Below are 20,618 nucleotides of genomic sequence, written 5' to 3' on the forward strand. Positions count from 1 at the left end.
CAAATCTTCAACCTTAAAAACAGTAGAAAAGAAAAAAGGCGGTAAGCCAATTCAGCCATACCGCCTTTTCTCAACGATCAAATATTATTAAGGTCTTAATCTACTTCTTACTATCGACTTCACGCTGGTAGTTTAAACGCTTAGCGGCATCCAAAGTCAGCATCTGCATAAAGGCGCGAGTCTCAGAATCACTGCCTGTTGGTGCAGATCCAGATCCAGATCCAGATCCGAACACATTGGTAGGAACCTTACGGCGTGCAAAGGCATCCGCCCAAAGTTTCTGAATTTCTATTTCCGCTTGTAGTTTTTGCGCCAGAGCATTATCCGCCTGCAAAATCACCTTCTTTTGGTAAGCTTCTGCATCAGCCAAGGTTTTCTGAGTCTCAGCCTCTACTCGAGCCTTTTCCAAGTTAATTTTGGCAGTTTCTGCCGCAATGGTGGCTTCTTCTCTTAGTTTGGTGGCCTGGGTTATTGCCAACTGCTTCTCGGTTTCAGCTTCAGTGGTTTTTTGAATCTGCTCCACCTTGGCACTGGCCTGACGCTCAGCAACTTCACGCTCACCTTTAGCAATCGCTAGTAATCGCTGCTCTTCTTCCTGAATTCGTTGCTCGCGCGCAATAGCACGATCGGCAGAAGCCTTTTGCTTTAAGCGCATACGCTCAACAAACTTGTTGTTCGGCTTGATATCAGTCACTCGAGCATCAACGACAGAAATTCCAAACTCCGTAAAACGCTGTTTTTTACGGCGGGCTTGGCCATCTTCACCTAGCACTTTTTTCACCACAAAAATCGTTTTGGATTCATCGCCATACTCTTGCTGCTGAGTGCCCAGCGCAGCATTGGCCGAGCCTGATACCTTACGCTGAGACTCAACCGCTACTTCTTCCCTGCGCACCAAGTAAATACCTTGAGCCATTTGTTGCTCAAATTCAGAATTAAACTCAGTACGACCACCGGAGTAGTATTCTTCGGCACTCATTAAAGAAGCATTGGCCTGCAAGGTTTCCTTAAAAGCCGGAATTAGGGCTGTGCGCAATAAGTTTTCTGGTGAACGGTACTCATGAGCCAGATTCAAAAAAGCCTCTTCATCTGAAGGGATGGAATATCGCACCGTAGCCTGCGCATGGGCGTCGACCTGATCTAAAAACATGATGCTTAGCGGCGGTAAGCTTGCACTGGTTTCGCTGCTTTCTCGCTCAGCGTTCACCTGATCACCCATGGTTGCGGCAGTCGCCTGCACTGTCATAGCACGCTTCCAGGCATTCCAACGCCCTAGGATAAATAAGTGATAGCCCACATCAGTTACAACCTGCTCATCACCAGTTACCGTACGTACGTGGTAGATATAACCTGGTTCGGCATAAAAAACAGATTTTCGAAGCAATAACAGCAATGCCAGAACGACAATTGCGATAACAACATACTTTGGGGATAAGCGATCTTTGATCATCGGCTGTTCCTTTTATTCACCGAAATTAAATGATGCAAAAAAGAAACGCTAAGTTACACGGTAAATCAAAGACTTACCAGCGTAGCAGATCACTATTTAAGGTCATTGAAAGAACAGCCAAAGGACGGCTAAAGAAATGGACAATTAAAACCATAGAGTGAACGGAATAAAGCCCACCGACTATACTACTCAGCCTAGCCGGTGGTATTGCCCGAAGGCAAACCTGTCAAATCAGAGCGATTTACTTGCCGCTCTTCTTAATATCATCTTTTACGTGGTTGTACATAAAACGGCCTATGTACAAGGTGATTACAGTTGTAGCAACAACAATAACAACTCCGGCAATTACAGCATCATCAAAATACATGGCTAGTTCCTCTCACAGTTGATAGGTATTTCTGTTTTGATCTTGTATAAGCACATACTAAAACAAGATACAAAGAGGATATTGACACGGATCAATTACGGCCTTTGCCGCATATGAGGACGAGCGTCAGCGTGAACTTTACTTGAGCTGGATCAATATATGACCAGCAAGGCATGTCTAATCAGCCGTTTAAACCTTAAAGAAAATGGTGGCGGCCGCGCTACAAATAGCCTCTTGGGCCTTTTTATCGACATAAATACCATCGATTAGCAGACGACTGATCCCGTGTAAGCTACTCCAACTGACCTGCGCAAACCTTAGCGCACTCAATTGCTGGCTAATATGGCCACTTTCCTGCCAGCGCTGAACTCTATCAACGTAGCGCCTGAAATAGCCCCTAGACTCCTGGGCAAATTGCTCTGGTGGGGTGCTGCCCTGCCACACCTCACTGCCAAACATTAAGTCATAATATTCCGAGTGCTCGACCGCCCAATTGACGTAGGCATGAACAAATTGCATAACCTGGGCTTCAAAGGCTGGTTCACCTTGCGCTTCAGCAGAATCGATCGCCTCGGCCTGTAACACAAAACCCTTATGGGCAATGGCACTTAGCAAAGCCTGCTTGTCTTCAAAGTGATGATAAGGTGCGCTACGTGAGACTCCGACCTTATCAGCCAGCTTGCGCATCGAAAGTCCATTAACCCCTTCCACACGTATTATTTCAACAGCAGCATCTTCTAGAGTGCCTTTGAGGTCACCATGATGGTAGCTTTTCTTCGCGGTCGTCATCTCTGCCCTGTTTAACGTCTATACAAACCAATAACTGCCTTTACGAGCTGAGACAATGTATCAGCACATCTTGACACTGTCAAAATTGCACCGTAACCTGAGCACATCCATCTTGACAGTGCTCAGTTAACCGGAGTCAGAATAATGAATTACAGCACTTTTAGCGTCACCATCAATGAACATATTGCTCATATCGAATTAAACCGCCCAGATGAACTGAATACCATGGTTCCGGCATTTTGGCGCGAGCTACCTGAAGCGGTCAGAAAAATCGACCGAGAAGCCGCCGCCCGAGTGATTGTAATCTCTTCAACCGGCAAGCACTTCAGCGCAGGTATGGATCTAGCCGTCTTTACTAGCGGCGGATTAGAGGAAGAAGCTGAACTTGGCCGCAAGCATGAACGTCTTCGCCATATGGTGCTGGAGCTGCAGGATAGCTTTAGTGCCCTTGAAAACTGCCGAATCCCTGTTCTTGCCGCGATTCAAGGTGGCTGTATAGGTGGTGCTGTCGACATGACCACCGCATGCGATTGCCGTTACATCACTGAAGAAGGTTTCTTCACTGTTTATGAGACCAAGATTGGCATGACTGCCGACGTAGGAACCCTTCAGCGCCTACCAAAGTTGATTCCTGAAGGCTTAGCCCGCGAACTGGCCTACACTGGACGTCGCATGTATGCCGATGAAGCAAAGGCATGCGGTCTAGTTAACCAAGTATTTACTGATCAGCAAACCATGCTCGCTGAAGTAATGAAAATCGCCAAAGAGATGGCGGCCAACTCTCCACTGGCGGTTAGTGGTTGCAAAGAGATGATTAACTACACCCGAGATCACAGCACTGCCGATAGCCTGCGCTATATGAGTATTTGGCAAACCGGTATGTTCCAACCACAAACCGATATGATGGAATGCTTCACCGCCAAAATGGAAAAACGTGAACCCGTGTTCGCCGAACTTTGCAAAATCGGCCCAGCCATCAAAGAATAAGGAGATTACCATGAGCGATCAAAGACTGGCAAAGTGGCACGAGGTTGTCGCCCAAGGCAATACCGAATTATTGACTGAACTACTGCATCCTGAAATGGAATTTCACTCACCTACTTTTTGGGGCGCAAAAGAAGGCGGCCATGTTGCGCACTTTATTCTTTGCCAAGTACTGGATATTTTCGAAGATTTTGAATACCACCGCGAATGGATAGATGGTAATAACTTTGCACTGGAGTTTAGCTGCAAAGTCGAGGACAAAAACATCAAAGGCATCGATTTGATCCGCTGGAACGACGAAGGCCAAATTATTCACTTTGAGGTTATGGTAAGGCCATTAAATGGTTTAGCCCGCCTCGCCGATTTAATGACTCAACGTTTTGTTGAAGCTGGTTTTATTAAAAGTTACACCTAAAAACGATTATTTATAAGCTGCGATAGACAGCAAAAAAGATTAGCTAAAGGTAAGAATGATGACTCAACATTTCCCCAAATTAATGGAGCCCCTCGATCTTGGTTTCACTACTTTAAGAAACCGCTCGCTAATGGGCTCTATGCATACAGGCTTAGAAGAAGCACCGGATGGTCATGCTCGCATGGCAGCCTTCTTTGCCGAGCGTGCCCGCGGTGGCGTAGGCCTTATCGTTACCGGTGGTTTTGGTCCCAACGATCGCGCTGCAACTCATGAACACACCAAAAGCCTCAAAACTGAAGATGATGTAAAAGATCACCTACAGATTACCGAAGCTGTACACGCTGAGGGCGGTAAAATTTGTATGCAGATTTTGCATACCGGTCGCTATGCCTTTAACGAAAACCCCATCGCGCCCTCTGCAATTCAAGCGCCCATCAACCCATTTAAGCCTTCCGCCGCCACTGAAGATGAAATTGAACAGCAAATTGTCGATTTCATTAGCACCTCTGTATTAGCACAAAAAGCTGGCTACGATGGCGTTGAAATCATGGGCTCTGAAGGCTACTTCCTAAACCAGTTTTTGGCAGCACGCACCAATCAGCGTGACGACGATTGGGGCGGCAGCTACGAAAATCGCATGCGCTTACCGGTCGAAGTGGTAAGACGTGTTCGCGAAGCTGTTGGTGAAAACTTTATTATTATCTACCGCCTATCGATGTTAGATCTAGTTGAAGGTGGCAGTGATTATGAAGAAATCGTAACACTAGGCAAAGCCATTGCCGAAGCCGGCGCTACGATTATTAATACAGGTATCGGCTGGCATGAAGCACGTATTCCGACTATCGCCACCAAAGTTCCACGCGCTGCATTTACTTGGGTAACGGCCAAATTCAGAGATGAGCTGCCAATTCCAGTAGTCACCTCCAACCGTATCAATACACCAGAAGTCGCTGAAGAAGTACTAGAGCGCGGCGACGCCGATATGATTTCCATGGCACGACCCTTCTTAGCCGATGCCGACTTTATTGCTAAATCAGCCGCAGGCAAAAGCGATGAAATCAATACCTGCATCGGTTGTAACCAAGCCTGTTTGGACCATATCTTTAGCGGCAAGATGACCAGCTGCCTAGTTAACCCAAGAGCATGCCATGAAACCGAGCTAAATCTGCTACCTACCAGCAATGTTAAAAAGCTCGCCGTTATTGGTGCCGGACCTGCTGGCTTGGCATTCGCAACATCTGCAGCTAGCCGTGGCCATGACGTGACTTTGTTTGATGCGGCCGATGAGATTGGCGGACAATTCAATATCGCTAAGCAAGTCCCCGGCAAAGAAGAGTTTTATGAAACCCTGCGCTACTTTGATAAGCAAATTGAGCTTACCGGTGTTAGCGTAGTATTGGGCAAAAAAGTAAGCGCTGAAGATCTAAACGAAGGCGATTATGATGAAGTTATCATTGCTACGGGCATCAGCCCTCGCACGCCAGATATTCCAGGCATCGACAGCCCGAAAGTACTGAGCTATTTGGATGTGTTAAAGCACAAAAAACCCGTAGGTAAAAAAGTGGCGGTTATTGGTGCAGGCGGTATCGGTTTTGATGTATCCGAATACCTTGCACATTCAGGCGAAGCGACCAGTCAAAATATTGAAGCCTTTATGAAAGAATGGGGTGTCGATATGAGTCTGCAAGCACGTGGCGGTATCGAAGGCGTACAAGCTGACGTTACCCCACCAGCACGTGAAATTTACCTATTACAGCGCAAAAACTCTAAAGTTGGCGGCGGCCTAGGTAAAACCACCGGTTGGATTCACCGCACCGGCCTTATTAACAAAGGGGTGAATATGATCCCTGGCTGCCAGTACGATAAAATTGACGAACAGGGTTTGCATATCAGCCACGGGGATAGCAGCCAGGTATTGGATGTCGATAACATTATTGTCTGTGCCGGGCAGGAGCCCCTACGCGAGCTGGTTGAGGGTTTAAACAAGCCACACCACTTAATCGGTGGTGCTGATGTAGCAGCTGAACTGGATGCTAAACGTGCTATCGATCAAGGTACGCGCTTGGCTGCAGAAATCTAAGCAAATTGATTGCTACTATTGGGCTTAGCGCGTTCTGCGCTAAGCCCAAACTATCACACTAGCCTTGCCACATTAGCCTTCCCAAACAAGCTCAGCAAAGTGCTTACGACACATAGATTCGTAGCTATCGTTGCCACCCACTTGAACTTGCTCACCTTCCCTAACAACACGACCGCTCTCGTCTCTACGAACCACAAAATTCGCCTTTCGGCCGCAATGGCAAATCGTCTTTAACTCGACCAGTTTATCGGCCCAGGCTAGAAGGTAATGACTTCCTGCAAAGGTCTCGGCTAAAAAATCCGTACGTAAGCCATAGGCTAGTACCGGAATATTTAACTCATCAACAACTTTGCACAATTGCTTAACTTGCGATTTCGACAAAAACTGCGCCTCATCGATAAAAACGCAATTCATTGCATTGGCGGTATGCAAGGCGCTGATGGCAGAAAACAAATCGGTTTCATTTTGAAACAGATGCGCATCAGCGTGCAAACCAATTCTCGAACTGACCTTACCGCGACCATAGCGATCATCTAAAGCCGCCGTAAAGATTTCCACATTCATGCCGCGTTCTTTATAGTTATATGCAGATTGCAGCAAAGCTGTAGATTTACCCGCATTCATTGCCGAGTAATAAAAATAAAGTTGAGCCATACTTCTATCAGTTAATTAAATGTTCACCCAAAAACTTATCGATCTCTGTAAACGTCGCCAACTCTTGGGCATTGCTTGAACGCCAATGTTCGCCGCCTTTTAACTCGATAAACTTCACCACGCCTCCATTCTTTTTCACCGCCTTTTCCATCCGGCGGCTGTGTTCAGCATCGGCTACTGCATCAGTTTCAGCATGAACCAAGAGCAGCGGCGCCTTAATATTTTCAGCTAGATGCACCGGAGATACCTGCTCAGCTTCATCTCTATCATTTAGAGTTTCACGCTGCAAACCTTTAAATAAGGCAGTATCTCGAATATCTCTCCTTAACAAGGGGAAATCCAAGACTCCATTGATACTGATACCGCACTTAAACAGTTCGCTATCTCTCGCCAAGCCCATCGCGGCGGCATAACCACCATAGGAATAGCCCATAATACAAATACTACCTTTTTCAGCTACACCCTTTTCTAGCAGCCAAGACACGCCATCTGCAACATCATCTTGCATGAGCTTGCCCCACTGTTTCATGCCAGCCTCACGGTGCTTACTACCAAAACCTGTAGAGCCCCTAAACTGCGGCTGAAAAACGGCGATACCGCGAGAAGTTAGCATCTGAACCAGAGTTTGATAACCAGAAAAATCTCGCGCATGTGGCCCACCATGAACCAGCACAACCGTTGGCGCCGCTTCATTGGTACTTTGCGGCACACTTAAATAGGCCGGCACCTTGTAGCCATCGCGAGCCGCATAAACGACTTTCTGTTTTTTGCTGCCATTGAGCATATCAAGCTCTGGGTATTGTGAAGCTAAATATTGTAACTGTCCCGTCTTTGGGTAATACAAGTGGTATTTCATGGGCTTATTACCACGCTCAGACTTCAATACCAACACGCCTTTATCCCGACTACGGCTGACGACCTGAAAATTCTCACCATCTAAAAGAAAGGCTACATCCTCTTTAATTCTCTGCAAGTCTGGATCTACATATTCAGGGCCGTATTCGCGAGTTATAAGATTAAACTCTCTCAATACAGGCGTACTGTCGATTTTATCAAGTCCGGATGATTTCTCACTCGCCACGAGTAAAGTATCTTTACTATCTGGCTTCATGCTGACAGGAGTCATTCGATCGGTATCAAAAAAATTCTTCTTTTCAAACACATCCCAAGCCGAGCCCGCTTCATTTCGAAATAGCACCTCGGCATGCTTACCATCTTTCCCCTTTTCTAAACGCCCACCAACACGAAGCTCTCCCCAATCATCGGCAAGCCAATAAGAAACCTGATTCGGGTTATCTTGCACTCGAGTTCGAACGCCCGTTTCCAGATTAACCTTGTGAACTATGGGAGATGCCCAATTGTTTGGAGAATCATCTAAGCTAAGCAAAACATGATCGGGGTCGTCCTTCATTAAGCTAATCAGGCTTGGGTTACGCTTATAAAAGCCTCTACGATTAGGCTTCGCCTTATAGAATATAGGGCCTGTTCCGTCACGCTTAACACTGCCTATTGTTGAAAGAATGACGACATAATCACGTATTTCGCGGGTTTTTCGAACGCTCAATAACAATCGCTCATCATTAGCCCACTTAAACCAGTTAATATAGTATTCACCGTCCGACAAACGCGTCAGCTTGGCCTCAGGATCTGCGAGATCCCGCATTACGATAAAGCTATTTGTTCCATCGGACATTTTGGCCGCCAAGTATCGACCATTGGGTGAGATCTCGGGATTGGAAAATCTAGGCAGCTTCGCAAACTCAGACACATCAACAACAGCGCCCATTGATGTAGCGCTATTTAATAAAACGATCAGTAACAACGATATCCAGATAGTGTATTTCATAAGCATCCCTTCATATTAAACTTCACACATCAGATCAAAGAAAAAAGGGAGCGACCAGCGCTCCCTTTGAAACTGGCTTACAATCCAGTTACTCCCATTCGATTGTTGCTGGCGGCTTACTTGAAACGTCGTAGGCCACACGAGATACACCGGATATCTCGTTAATAATTCGATTGGAGCAACGTTCTAATAAATCATAAGGCAAATGCGCCCAGCGTGCTGTCATAAAATCAACTGTTTCTACAGCTCGCAAAGAGACAACCCACTCATAGCGGCGGCCATCTCCAACCACACCAACAGATTTTACCGGCAAGAATACCGCAAAAGCCTGACTGGTTTTATGATACCAATCCGCTGCATGCAACTCTTCTAAGAAGATGGCATCCGCTTCACGTAAAATGTCAGCGTATTCCTTTTTAACTTCACCCAGGATACGCACACCCAAACCCGGCCCCGGGAACGGATGACGATAAACCATATCGTAAGGTAAACCTAACTCTAAACCAATTTTGCGTACTTCATCTTTAAACAGTTCACGTAATGGCTCAACCAGCTCAAACTCCATATCGTCAGGCAGGCCACCAACATTATGGTGCGACTTAATGACATGAGCTTTACCGGTTTTTGCAGCCGCCGATTCGATTACATCTGGGTAAATGGTGCCTTGCGCCAACCATTTAACGTTCTGCAACTTGGCAGCCTCTTGATCGAAAACCTCAATAAAGGTATTACCAATAATTTTGCGCTTGTCTTCAGGGTCAGCAACACCTTGCAGTTTGCCAAGGAATAAATCTTCCGCATCGGCACGAATGACTTTTACACCCATGTTCTTAGCAAACATATCCATTACTTGATCGCCTTCATCCTTACGAAGTAGGCCATTGTCAACGAATACACAGGTTAATTGATCACCGATTGCCTTGTGCAGCAAAGCGGCTACTACCGATGAATCTACACCACCTGAAAGGCCAAGCAGTACCTTATCAGTACCCACCTGCTCTCTTACTTTCTGGATGGCGTCTTCAACGATATTGGCGGGATTCCATAGCGCTTCACAGCCTGCAAGCTTCAGTACAAAATGCTCAAAAATGCGCTTACCTTGCAAAGTATGAGTTACCTCTGGGTGAAACTGCACGCCATATAGGTCACGCTCTTCGCAGTACATACCCGCAATTGGGCAAGAATCTGTAGAGGCCATTAGCTCAAAGCCTGCAGGCATTTCACTAACTTTATCGCCGTGACTCATCCAAACATCCAGCAATGAGCCGCCATCGTGGTCCACATGGTCACGAATATCATTCAGCAGCGCTCCACGGCCATGCACTTTAATCTGGGCGTAGCCGAATTCGCGCATATCAGAAGTGCTAACCTTACCGCCCAGCTGTTCAGCCATGGTCTGCATGCCATAGCAAATGCCCAGAACTGGCACGCCCATGTTAAACACACATTCTGGGGCACGTGGTGACTCCCCGGCGGTGACCGATTCGGGGCCGCCCGCTAAAATAATGCCTCGAGGATCGAAATCTCGGATTTCCTCCTCAGTCATATCAAAAGCACGAATCTCAGAATAGACACCAATCTCGCGCACTCGGCGTGCAATCAACTGTGTATATTGAGAACCGAAATCCAAAATCAAAATGCGTTGAGCATGAATATCGTGAGTCATAGAACTGTCTTGTCGCCTAATAAACAAAAAAGGCCAGCCCGAGAGCTGACCTATAGATCAATAATCAATTAGCCTTAGCGGCCACCCACCGGATAATTGGGTGCCTCTTTGGTTATTTGCACATCGTGCACGTGGGATTCTCCCATACCGGCTGCGGTAACTCTTACAAACTCTGGCTGAGTACGCATAATATCGATAGTACGAGAACCGGTGTAGCCCATTGAAGAGCGCAAGCCACCCATCATCTGGTGAACAATGGCTGACATTGGGCCCTTATAAGGTACTCGACCTTCGATGCCTTCAGGTACAAGCTTTTCAGCACCCTGGCTAGCATCTTGGAAGTAGCGATCTGATGAGCCTTGGGTTTTAGCCATAGCACCCAATGAGCCCATACCACGATAGGCCTTATAGGTACGGCCCTGGTACAACTCCACTTCCCCTGGAGCTTCTTCAGTACCCGCAAACATTGAGCCCATCATCACACAGTGGGCACCGGCTACAATTGCTTTGGCAATATCACCAGAAAAACGTACACCACCATCAGCAATAACCGGCACATTGGTATCTTTAAGGGCATCCACAACGTTAGCAATTGCCGAAATCTGTGGCACACCGACACCAGATACAATTCGTGTGGTACAGATGGAGCCTGGGCCAATGCCCACTTTAACACCATCGGCTCCCGCCTCTACGAGCGCCTTGGCAGCCGCCGCAGTAGCGATATTGCCGCCAATCACCTGTACTTCAGGGTAATCCGTCTTAATTTTACGTACGCGATCGAGTACGTTTTTAGAGTGGCCGTGGGCAGTATCAACAACCAGCAGATCGACACCAGCTGTAACTAAAGCGGCGACACGATCATCGGTGTCAGGGCTTGTGCCCACAGAAGCACCAACGCGCAAACGACCTTCAGGGTCTTTACAGGCATTTGGATACTGCTCAGCTTTGGTAATATCTTTAACAGTGATTAGGCCGGTTAGTTCAAAGTTATCATTAACCACCATCACTTTTTCGATGCGATGACGATGCAGTAGAATCTGCACCTCATCCAGTGGCGCGCCCTCGGAGACAGTAACCAACTTGTCTTTAGGAGTCATGATATCCGCTACAGTAGCGTCTAAATTGGGCTCAAAACGCACATCTCGTGCCGTTACAATACCTACCAGGTCGCCATTATCCAGTACCGGGAAGCCAGAGAACTTGTTCTCTACAGTTAAAGCAACCAGCTCTCGGATAGTCGCTGACGACTCAATGGTAATTGGATCTCGGACCACGCCCGCCTCAAACTTCTTAACGGCACGCACTTCGGCAGCCTGACCTTCAATGGTCATGCTCTTGTGAATAATACCGATACCGCCCTCTTGAGCGATGGCGATAGCTAGGCGAGCTTCTGTTACCGTATCCATCGCGGCTGACACCAGCGGGATATTTAGCTCAATATCGCGACTAATACGTGACTTTAAGCAAACATCTTTTGCCGTGATCTCTGAATAGCCTGGAACTAGCAATACATCATCAAACGTTAAAGCTTCTTGTGCGATACGCAACATTGTTTCGAAGAACCTATATAAAACGGTTTATAAATACTGGGCCATCCCCCCTTGATATAACTATTACTAACTAAGCCAATAGCTATAGAGCTTCGGCAAAGTGCGATAGGACTACAAGGTGAAGGAGTGGCTTAGATAAACCGGCAATTATATAGATTTTCTAGCCAAGGGTAAACAAGAGACACGAGCCTTAGCCCAGCCGCAGCATGGCTAGCGACAATTTAGCCGAGCTATTGATCAAATAAGCAACAAGCCATGACCTCAACTAAAATCACTACGCTTATGGCTGTGCTCAAGGCAACTGATCCCATACAATAAGCGCCATGAATCAATCTCAAAACAAACAAGTCCTTAGCGTTAGTCAGCTAAACCGTAAAGCCAAACAGCTCTTGGAAACCCACCTCCCCCTAATTTGGCTGGAAGGTGAAATATCTAACTTGGCCAAACCGTCCTCTGGACACTGGTATTTAACCCTTAAGGATCAAGGCGCCCAAGTCCGCGGTGCAATGTTTCGAAACCGCAATCAAATGCTGCGCTTTAACCCGCAAAATGGCGACAAAGTCCTAGTGCGGGCCCGGGTAAGCTTGTACGAAGGGCGTGGTGATTATCAGCTGATTATCGAACATATGCAGCCTGCGGGTACCGGGGACCTTCAAGCACAATTTGAAGCCTTAAAAGAAAAGCTCTTCCAACAAGGCCTGATGGCGGAAGAACGCAAACGTCTACTACCCGACCATATCGGCAAATTAGCCGTTGTCACCTCACCCAGCGGCGCAGCGGTTAGAGATGTTTTAAGCGTTCTGAAACGCCGAAGCCCCAGCACTGAAGTGACCATACTGCCCTGCCAAGTCCAAGGTGATATTGCTGCAAGCCAGATTATTAATGCCATTGAGCTGGCTAACAAGCATGCGGGAGCGGACGCGATACTGCTTACCCGTGGTGGTGGCTCACTAGAAGACCTATGGGCATTTAACAATGAAGCACTGGCTTATGCCATCGTGAATAGTGACATCCCAGTTATTTCAGCAGTTGGCCACGAAGTCGACTTCACCATCGCAGACTTTGTCGCCGACTTGCGGGCAGCAACCCCTTCAGCAGCCGCTGAGCTACTCAGCCAGGATCAAGAAAACCAACAACAGCTGCTATTAGGCAACGCGGTATTACTTGGTCAAGCCTGCCAACGCAAGGTGGCCACTGAAAAACTTAAGCTCAAACAGCTATCGCGTCGCTTACGTCATCCTGGGCAAACTTTAGAACAACAGAGCCAACGACTAGATAATCTGGAGATTCGCTTACAGCGAGCATGGGCCAATCGCCTGACACTCCAACAACACAAGTTCAAAGGCCTGCAGTTTCGCTTTGCGCAGCAACACCCTAAGCAGCGACTTGTAGAGCTACAACAAACAGTGAGCCAGCAAAGCAAAAATCTATCGCTATTGATGGGCAACAAAATACAAAAGTTAGAAATGTCGCTCAGCACACCGGTCGGCAAGCTACAGGCTTTAAGTCCTCTGGCGGTTTTGCAACGTGGATTCAGCATTAGTCGCGATAGCGAGGGTAAAATCATCCACAAGGCCACCCAGATCAGCACAGGAGATCTTATTTCAGTCCAGCTGGAGGAAGGGAAATTAGATTGCCAGGTGGCAGCGATACAAACAAGCAAGTAGACTTGCAATATATAAGGCTATGTCATCAAATTGTTGCATAAGCCTGATTTAATATGGCGTTTATTTTTTGCGTTGCTCATGGCGAGCGACACAGCTGTGCAAACAGCGCTGAATGAGACTGGATTGCCAATTCGCAATATCAGCACAGATGACACGGATTATCATGTTGAATACTTATAGATCAAAACCTTTAAAGGCAATCGCGGTAACGGCTGGACTTGTAATGCTAGGCGGCTGTGATCTTTTAAACAGCCCCACAACCGGTTCTGGCCAAGCGAATGCTGGCTGCCTGCTGGAACACAATGCCAGCGGCGGCGAGTATCGCATCATGATGGTTCAGCAACATAACGGCGAGTGGAATTTTCCAGGTGGCGGTTTTCGCTGGCGAGAAACACCCGCGCAAACTGCTGAACGGGAAACCCTTGAAGAAACCGGCGTCGCTGTAAGCGCCGATAAAACAATCAAAACCTTTGATAATGGCTTCCAGTTGTTTAGTTGCACCAATAAAGAAAAGATGCGACCAAACCCCGAAGACAATATTGAAATCTTAAGCGCACGCTGGGTTAATCCCTCGCTTATTCCTGCAGTGCAGTGGCGCTTCCCCTATCAAAGAGCTTGGCTTATGGACTATTTAAACCAATCCAATGCCAGCCAAAACAACAGTGAAAATTAATCAGGCTCAATCATGATTTTTAAGAAAAAAATTCTTTGCTTATCGTTAGGGCTCGGCTTATTAGCTGGCTGTAGTGACGACAGCATCACCCAACAAAAAACCAATCCCTGGTTTGAACAAGGGCAGGCTCAGCTTAAAGCCGCCTTAAAGCGCGAAAACAATGAAAACAAAGCGAAAAACGTCATCGTATTTGTGGGTGATGGCAACGGTATTGCCTCAGTAACGGCAACTCGCATATTCAAGGGCCAAATCGACGGTGGTGATGGCGAGGAATTTCAGCTTTCCTATGAACACTTTCCGCATATGGCATTATCGAAAACCTATAACACGAATGCTCAGACCCCAGATTCGGCTGGCACTGCGACAGCCATCATGACGGGCATTAAAACCAAGATGGGGCTTATTTCGGTTAACGACAGTATCGACCGCGGCGATTGCCAAGCCGCACTGAAAAATCATGCCGCTACCCTGATGGAGCTGGCTGAACTTGATGGACGCTCAACCGGCGTGGTTACAACTACGCGCATTACCCATGCCACCCCCGCTTCTACTTACGCACACTCTGCAGACAGAAACTTTGAGGACGACAGTAAGCTTAGCGCCCACGACAAAGAAGCCGGTTGCAAAGACATAGCACAACAACTCATCGAGTTTTCGTATGGCGACGGCATTGAGGTAGCTATGGGCGGCGGGCGTCGACACTTTCTACCAAGCAATGTCAGTGGACCAGAAGGCAAATTTGGTAAACGTCGAGATCAGCGCAATCTAATTGAAGAATGGCAAGAAAAACACCCCGACGGCCGATATGTTTGGAATCAAAAAGGTTTCGATAAGGTAGACCCAAAAGAAACCGATAAATTGTTCGGCCTATTTAACAGCTCTCATATGGAATACGAACTTGATCGCGAAAAAGATCAAGGTGGCGAGCCCTCTTTAGCCGAAATGACTGACAAAGCGATTGATATTCTGAGCAAAAATGACGATGGCTTTTTTCTCTTGGTTGAAGGCGGCCGAATTGATCACGCCCACCACGCTGGCAATGCAAAGCGTGCCCTAACCGACGGTATTGCAATGGCCGATGCCGTTGAAATGGCTATGCGCAAAACCGATAAAGAAGACACTCTAATTATTGTTACTGCCGACCATTCACACACATTTGTTATTCAGGGCTACTCTTATCGCGGTAACCCAATTCTTGGTTTAGCCCAAGGTATCGATAAAAAAGGTCGGCCAGCCAACACACCAAACCTAGCTTTAGATGGCAAGCCTTACACCACACTTTCTTATGCTAATGGTCCAGGTGCACATAGTCACGGCCCCCGCCCTCATGCCACAGAAGAGCAAGCTCAAAGCCACGACTACAAGCAGCAAGCTTTAATCCCGCTTGAGTCAGAAACTCATGCTGGCGAAGACGTAGCCATTTATGCCCGTGGTCCTTGGGCTCACTTGTTTAATGGTGTCGTTGAACAAAACTATATTTTTCACGCTATTAATCATGCTGCAGAGCTAGACGCTGAACGATAGGACGGTAATAAAACGCTAACAGCGGAAAATAAAAAAGGGAGCAAAAGCTCCCTTTTTTATTTTTGAACCCAGTAATTCCAGCAAGCTATTTCTTCTTTTTCTTTTTAGCGTTTTTATAGTGCTCCATCAAACGCCTCTTTTTAGCCGCTTGACGAGAGCTCAGTTCATTTTTCTTACCGTTGTAAGGGTTATCAGTAGACTTAAACTCCATTTTGATTGGAGTGCCGTGCAAATCTAAAACACGACGAAATGTTTTCTCTAAGTACTTTTTATAGTGTGCAGGAACAGATTCCGTCTGATTACCATGAATTACAATAATCGGAGGATTTTTACCACCGGCGTGCGCATAGCGCAACTTGATTCGATGCCCACCGACCATAGGTGGTTGATGAGTAGAGACAGCATCCTGCAAAATTCTCGTCAAATGATTGGTGGTTAACTTATCGGTTGCGGCACTATAGGCCTGCTCGATAGACTCATACAAATGACCAACACCGGTACCATGCAAAGCCGAAATAAAATGAATATCGGCAAAGTCGACAAAACGCAGGCGACGCTCTAGCTCATTTTTAACAAACTCTTTATGCTCGCTATCCAAACCATCCCATTTATTTAAAGCAACTACCAATGCTCTACCCTGGTCAATTACATGCCCCATTAAATGAAGATCTTGATCAACCAAACCCTCAGTCGCATCCACTAATAAAACCACAACGTTGGCATCATTAATCGCTTGCAAAGTTTTAACGATAGAGAATTTTTCTACGGACTCTTTTACGTTTTTGCGGCGTCGAATACCCGCCGTATCGATGATCGTATATGGTTTTTCGTTGCGCTCATAGTTAATATAAACACTATCGCGGGTGGTGCCCGGCATATCAAAAACAACCACACGATCTTCACCCAACAAACGGTTTACCAAAGTAGATTTACCCACATTAGGGCGACCAACAATGGCCATTTTAATACCCTTGGCTTCCTCCTCCTCTTCATCCTCAAAGACGTTTTCAGGGAATTCCTCAAGCACTAATTCCATCAGTGTTTTCACACCACGACCTTGGGTAGCCGTCGTACCATACACCTCACCAAGACCCATCTCATAGAATGGCGCCATAGCGACATCGTGGTTCTGACCATCAATTTTATTGGCCACCACATAGGTACGCTTATTATTAACGCGTAAATGTTCTGCGATCATTTCATCGGCCGCCGTTAGGCCATCACGGCTATCGACCAAAAACAACACGACATCAGCCTCTTCAACAGCTAATAGCGACTGCTCAGCCATAGCCGAATCGATACCCTCTTCGTCACCTGTAATACCGCCAGTATCAATCACCATAAACTGACGCTTATTAATCTCACCGTCACCGTATTTACGATCCCGTGTTAGGCCGGCGTAGTTTGCCACTAGGGCGTCACGACTGCGGGTCAGACGATTAAACATGGTAGATTTGCCCACATTAGGGCGACCAACCAAGGCGATTACAGGTATCATTTGGTATTCCAGTAGAGGTTTAGGGTTATCTAAGAGACTTCTAACCCATTTTGATGTATCTCGTGGGCCGCGAGTATAGGGATTTTCTCGTCAGTAGCAAGTTTTAGTGGCCATGTGGCAAATCTGGCCTGGATATAAAGAAGCCAATAACGAAAAAAGGGCCAAAAGGCCCTTTTTGCTTGACTAAGGGATCACACTTACTGGATACGATAAGCGACTAGATCCCCGCTATTACCGTATACGTATAGCAAGCCATCACCACTGATCATGCTAGCGCGAACACCGTCGCCATCAACCTTTTCGCGAGCTACGAAACGACCATCTTCGCGATCCAATATGTGGATATAACCTTCAAAGTCGGTGACAGCTACATAACCACCAATGGCATGGGGAGCGCCCAGCTCTCGGCGTAGCATATTATCGTTTTCCCAAACCTGCTCACCATTACCACTGTTAAGTGCACGCACTCGATCATCAGCGGAGGAAACGTAAATATTGCCGTGCAATGTGCTGATATCTTTGTGGCTAGAAGAGTCCGCCGCCCACATTGGACGACCATTACTGCGATTAATCGCCATAATACGACCCTGGTAGGCCGATGCGTAGATAATATTACCTTGCAATAGTGGCGTAGCATCTATATCAACAACACGTTCTAGCTCAGTTTTACCCTGGGGCACGGCAACACGCTGCTCCCAAACCTGCACACCATCAGCCAACTTCAATGCAACGGCTTTACCTGACGCAAAGCCCGCATAAACCTTATCAGCAAAGATAACAGGGTTCGCGGTACCGCGTAACGTTAACACAGGTACTGGGTTGTCATAGCGCCAAATTTGCTCGCCATTCTGAGCGTTTAAGCCGTACAAACGACCATCTAAAGTCTGTACAACGACCACCTCACCATTACTCTGTGGCGCTGAAAGAATCTCACTGCTTAGCTTGGTTTGCCACTGCTCCGAACCATCGTTACGAGACAGCGCATATACTGAACCAGTGTAACCACCCAAGTACAGATTGTTTGGGCCAACACCGACTCCGCCCGCCAGCTCTCGATCCAGATCTTTAGACCAAAGCTCTTTACCTGTTTGGGCATTTAAACTGACAACTTCACCCTCAGAGCCCGCTGCGTACAAAGTATCGCCGTCCAGCGCAGGAGTTAAGCGACTAAAACGTGTGTCTTGACCCGCACCGATATCTTTGGACCATACTTCTTTTAGCTCAACTGCAGCTTCAAAGTCCACCAATTCCATTGGCTCGATATTCACTTCATCAGTAGAGGAACAAGCAGAGATAATTGCTGACATAAGCAGCAATGCTATTGGTTTTTTCATATTATTGAGCATTCCCATCCTGAGTTGCTGCTGCCGGTACGCTAGCGAGTTTTTCCTGTAAAGGTTGACGTCGAGCAATATCCTCAGCGGCCAATGAATCTATCGCCAGCTGATAGGAAGCACGGGCACGGTCGGCGTCGTTCTGAGCCATATAGATATCACCGCGAGTCTCAGCGAAAGAACCGATTACTGCTTGAGTTTGACCTTTATCCAATGTTGCCAAGGCGGCTGCATTATCACCTTTAGCCGATTGAACTTTAGCGAGTCGCTGGTAAACAATAGGACGTAGCGCTTCGCTAGGGCCTTGCGCTATCGCTGAGTTTAAATGCGTAGCGGCTAGATCTAATTCATTCGCCTGCACAGCAATCTTAGCCAAAAACAAGTCACCACTAATGCCATAAAAGCTGCCACTGTGCTCATCCACTAGCTGTTGAGCCAAAAATTTAGCAGTATTCTCTTGTTCGGCCGTAGGGTTTTGAGGGCTAGCGGCTTGCAGCAGCTCCTCATAAACGACCGAGCCAGCTTCGGCCTGAGCCTGTTGCTTTGTTTGCCAAAATTGAAAACCCGAATAACCCGCAACAATCAACAATGCGGTGGTCAGCAATGCTTTGCCGTTTTCGTCCCACCAGCGTTTAATGGCTTCTAATTGTTCTTCTTCAGTGAGATGTTCTGCCACTGTAACTCCTACTTACCTGCATTCTGTTTGTTTTTTGCACAAGGCCAAAAGCCAACGCCATAAAGCCCGCTAGACTATCATAAGCCGCTTATAAGCCCTAGGGCTTATTATGGCTTTGACTTAGCTCTCTAGCGCATTAGATAAAGCGGAAACCAAGTCAACTTGGTCTAACAACTGCTGCTCGCCCTGCCCACGTAAAGGCTTCATAAGTACCTTAGCTTGCTCTAACTCTTGATCGCCAAGAATCAGTGCGAAGGCAGCGCCGCTTCGGTCCGCTTTTTTGAGCTGACTTTTAAAACTACCTCCACCGCAATGATTGACCACTCGACAGCCCGGGAGTTCAGCACGAACTCGCTCTGCCATATTGGCCGCCGCACACTGAGCCGCATTTGCATCGTTGCTAGCCGCCACAATATAGATATCTGCAGCATTTGGCAGGCTGCCTGGAAACTTATCCAAAGCCTCCAGCAACAGTATTAAGCGCTCAACACCCATAGCAAAGCCAACCGCTGTATTCGGTTTGCCGCCCAACTGCTCTATAAGTCCATCATAGCGGCCGCCGGCACAAACGGTTCCTTGGGCACCCAGCTTATCGGTCACCCATTCAAAAACCGTCTTTGAGTAATAATCTAAGCCTCGAACCAATCGGGGATTTACTTTGAATGGCACGCCCGCTTCAGTCAAAAGACGCTGCACTTGTTCAAAATGCGAACGCGACTCGTCATCCAAATAATCGGACAAGCTAGGGGCTGCATCTAAAAGCTTTTGAGTGTCAGGATTTTTGCTATCTAGAATTCGAAGCGGATTACTATCAAGACGACGCTGGCTATCCTCGTCTAATTGATCTTTTCGCTCACTTAAATAGTCTACTAATGCCGCCTTATAAGATTCACGAGCAGCATTTGAACCCAAGCTATTAATTTCTAAGGTCAGCGCATCGAGAATCCCCAACTGGCGCCACAAACTTGCGGTGAGCAATAATAATTCTGCATCAATATCGGGCCCCGGCATTCCGTAAGCTTCGACACCTATTTGATGAAACTGACGCAAACGCCCCTTTTGAGGTCGCTCATAGCGAAACATCGGACCGGTATACCATAGGCGCTGGGTTTGGTTGTACAACAAGCCGTGCTGTTCACAAGCACGCACACATGAAGCCGTGCCTTCCGGACGCAAAGTTATACTGTCACCATTGCGATCATCGAAGGTGTACATTTCCTTCTCTACAATATCGGTGACTTCGCCAATCGAGCGCTTAAACAAATCAGTTGACTCAACGATCGGAAACCGAATCTCTTGGTAGCCATAACTCGCCACACAGTCTGCTACGGTTTTTTCTAGATACTGCCAACGCACAGACTGCTCTGGCAACAAATCGTTCACGCCTCGAATGGCTTGGATCTTTTTCAAACTGCTACCTATCTCTCTAAAATGAAACTCACAGG

17 protein-coding genes are annotated in these 20,618 nt (G+C 47.1%); 6 read left to right on the forward strand and 11 right to left on the reverse strand.

The window, feature by feature from the left end; all coding sequences use genetic code 11:
• Nucleotides 1-100 precede the first annotated feature (100 nt).
• From Q1A08_RS02645 to Q1A08_RS02655, 3 genes are all read right to left on the reverse strand, one after another.
• Entirely contained in the window at nucleotides 101-1,450 is a 1,350-nt protein-coding gene (locus Q1A08_RS02645) for an SPFH domain-containing protein (RefSeq protein WP_299769368.1), read from the reverse strand.
• Nucleotides 1,451-1,691: 241 nt separating this feature from the next.
• Nucleotides 1,692-1,817, reverse strand: coding sequence for a hypothetical protein (locus tag Q1A08_RS02650; protein WP_299769371.1), 126 nt, complete (start codon nucleotides 1,815-1,817; stop codon nucleotides 1,692-1,694).
• A 189-nt stretch (nucleotides 1,818-2,006) separates the two neighbouring features.
• Nucleotides 2,007-2,606 carry a TetR/AcrR family transcriptional regulator gene (locus tag Q1A08_RS02655; RefSeq protein ID WP_299769373.1) on the reverse strand — a complete coding sequence of 200 codons (600 nt, stop codon included), beginning with the start codon at nucleotides 2,604-2,606 and terminating at the stop codon, nucleotides 2,007-2,009.
• A 144-nt stretch (nucleotides 2,607-2,750) separates the two neighbouring features.
• Between Q1A08_RS02655 and Q1A08_RS02660 the strand changes: the two genes are divergently transcribed.
• The 3 genes from Q1A08_RS02660 to Q1A08_RS02670 are packed head-to-tail and all read left to right on the forward strand — an operon-like array spanning nucleotide 2,751 to nucleotide 6,085.
• Entirely contained in the window at nucleotides 2,751-3,593 is an 843-nt protein-coding gene (locus Q1A08_RS02660; protein ID WP_299769376.1) for a crotonase/enoyl-CoA hydratase family protein, read from the forward strand.
• Between the two features lie 10 nt (nucleotides 3,594-3,603).
• A complete protein-coding gene (locus Q1A08_RS02665) occupies nucleotides 3,604-4,005 on the forward strand; it encodes a hypothetical protein (protein WP_299769379.1) in 402 nt (133 codons plus the stop codon).
• 58 nt (nucleotides 4,006-4,063) lie between these two features.
• Entirely contained in the window at nucleotides 4,064-6,085 is a 2,022-nt protein-coding gene (locus tag Q1A08_RS02670; RefSeq protein ID WP_299769904.1) for an NADPH-dependent 2,4-dienoyl-CoA reductase, read from the forward strand.
• Between the two features lie 72 nt (nucleotides 6,086-6,157).
• Here Q1A08_RS02670 and Q1A08_RS02675 read toward each other — a convergent pair whose 3' ends face one another.
• From Q1A08_RS02675 to guaB, 4 genes are all read right to left on the reverse strand, one after another.
• The gene (locus Q1A08_RS02675; RefSeq protein ID WP_299769382.1) at nucleotides 6,158-6,739 is read right to left on the reverse strand and encodes a thymidine kinase; all 582 of its coding nucleotides are present in this window, start codon (nucleotides 6,737-6,739) and stop codon (nucleotides 6,158-6,160) included.
• Between the two features lie 7 nt (nucleotides 6,740-6,746).
• Nucleotides 6,747-8,585 (reverse strand): alpha/beta fold hydrolase, encoded by a 1,839-nt coding sequence (locus tag Q1A08_RS02680; RefSeq protein WP_299769385.1) that lies wholly within the window; start codon nucleotides 8,583-8,585, stop codon nucleotides 6,747-6,749.
• 88 nt (nucleotides 8,586-8,673) lie between these two features.
• A complete protein-coding gene (gene guaA, locus Q1A08_RS02685) occupies nucleotides 8,674-10,251 on the reverse strand; it encodes a glutamine-hydrolyzing GMP synthase (protein ID WP_299769389.1) in 1,578 nt (525 codons plus the stop codon).
• A gap of 74 nt (nucleotides 10,252-10,325) precedes the next feature.
• Nucleotides 10,326-11,801 carry an IMP dehydrogenase gene (gene guaB / locus Q1A08_RS02690; RefSeq protein WP_299769391.1) on the reverse strand — a complete coding sequence of 492 codons (1,476 nt, stop codon included), beginning with the start codon at nucleotides 11,799-11,801 and terminating at the stop codon, nucleotides 10,326-10,328.
• Between the two features lie 323 nt (nucleotides 11,802-12,124).
• Between guaB and xseA the strand changes: the two genes are divergently transcribed.
• The 3 genes from xseA to Q1A08_RS02705 all read left to right on the forward strand — a co-directional run bounded on the left by xseA (nucleotide 12,125) and on the right by Q1A08_RS02705 (nucleotide 15,665).
• Nucleotides 12,125-13,468, forward strand: coding sequence for an exodeoxyribonuclease VII large subunit (xseA, locus tag Q1A08_RS02695; protein WP_299769393.1), 1,344 nt, complete (start codon nucleotides 12,125-12,127; stop codon nucleotides 13,466-13,468).
• Between the two features lie 163 nt (nucleotides 13,469-13,631).
• Complete coding sequence (locus Q1A08_RS02700) at nucleotides 13,632-14,141, forward strand: NUDIX hydrolase (RefSeq protein ID WP_299769395.1); 510 nt, start codon at nucleotides 13,632-13,634, stop codon at nucleotides 14,139-14,141.
• Nucleotides 14,142-14,153: 12 nt separating this feature from the next.
• Entirely contained in the window at nucleotides 14,154-15,665 is a 1,512-nt protein-coding gene (locus Q1A08_RS02705) for an alkaline phosphatase (protein ID WP_299769397.1), read from the forward strand.
• Between the two features lie 85 nt (nucleotides 15,666-15,750).
• Here Q1A08_RS02705 and der read toward each other — a convergent pair whose 3' ends face one another.
• From der to hisS, 4 genes are all read right to left on the reverse strand, one after another.
• Nucleotides 15,751-17,163: a ribosome biogenesis GTPase Der gene (gene der, locus Q1A08_RS02710; RefSeq protein ID WP_299769399.1), complete on the reverse strand. Its 1,413-nt coding sequence runs from the start codon at nucleotides 17,161-17,163 to the stop codon at nucleotides 15,751-15,753.
• Between the two features lie 197 nt (nucleotides 17,164-17,360).
• Nucleotides 17,361-18,497 carry an outer membrane protein assembly factor BamB gene (bamB, locus tag Q1A08_RS02715; protein WP_299769401.1) on the reverse strand — a complete coding sequence of 379 codons (1,137 nt, stop codon included), beginning with the start codon at nucleotides 18,495-18,497 and terminating at the stop codon, nucleotides 17,361-17,363.
• Nucleotide 18,498: 1 nt separating this feature from the next.
• Nucleotides 18,499-19,173 (reverse strand): tetratricopeptide repeat protein, encoded by a 675-nt coding sequence (locus Q1A08_RS02720; protein WP_299769403.1) that lies wholly within the window; start codon nucleotides 19,171-19,173, stop codon nucleotides 18,499-18,501.
• A gap of 120 nt (nucleotides 19,174-19,293) precedes the next feature.
• Nucleotides 19,294-20,583 (reverse strand): histidine--tRNA ligase, encoded by a 1,290-nt coding sequence (hisS, locus tag Q1A08_RS02725; protein ID WP_299769405.1) that lies wholly within the window; start codon nucleotides 20,581-20,583, stop codon nucleotides 19,294-19,296.
• Nucleotides 20,584-20,618: the final 35 nt, after the last annotated feature.

Source organism: uncultured Pseudoteredinibacter sp., assembly GCF_947500695.1.
Lineage (GTDB): Bacteria > Pseudomonadota > Gammaproteobacteria > Pseudomonadales > Cellvibrionaceae > Pseudoteredinibacter.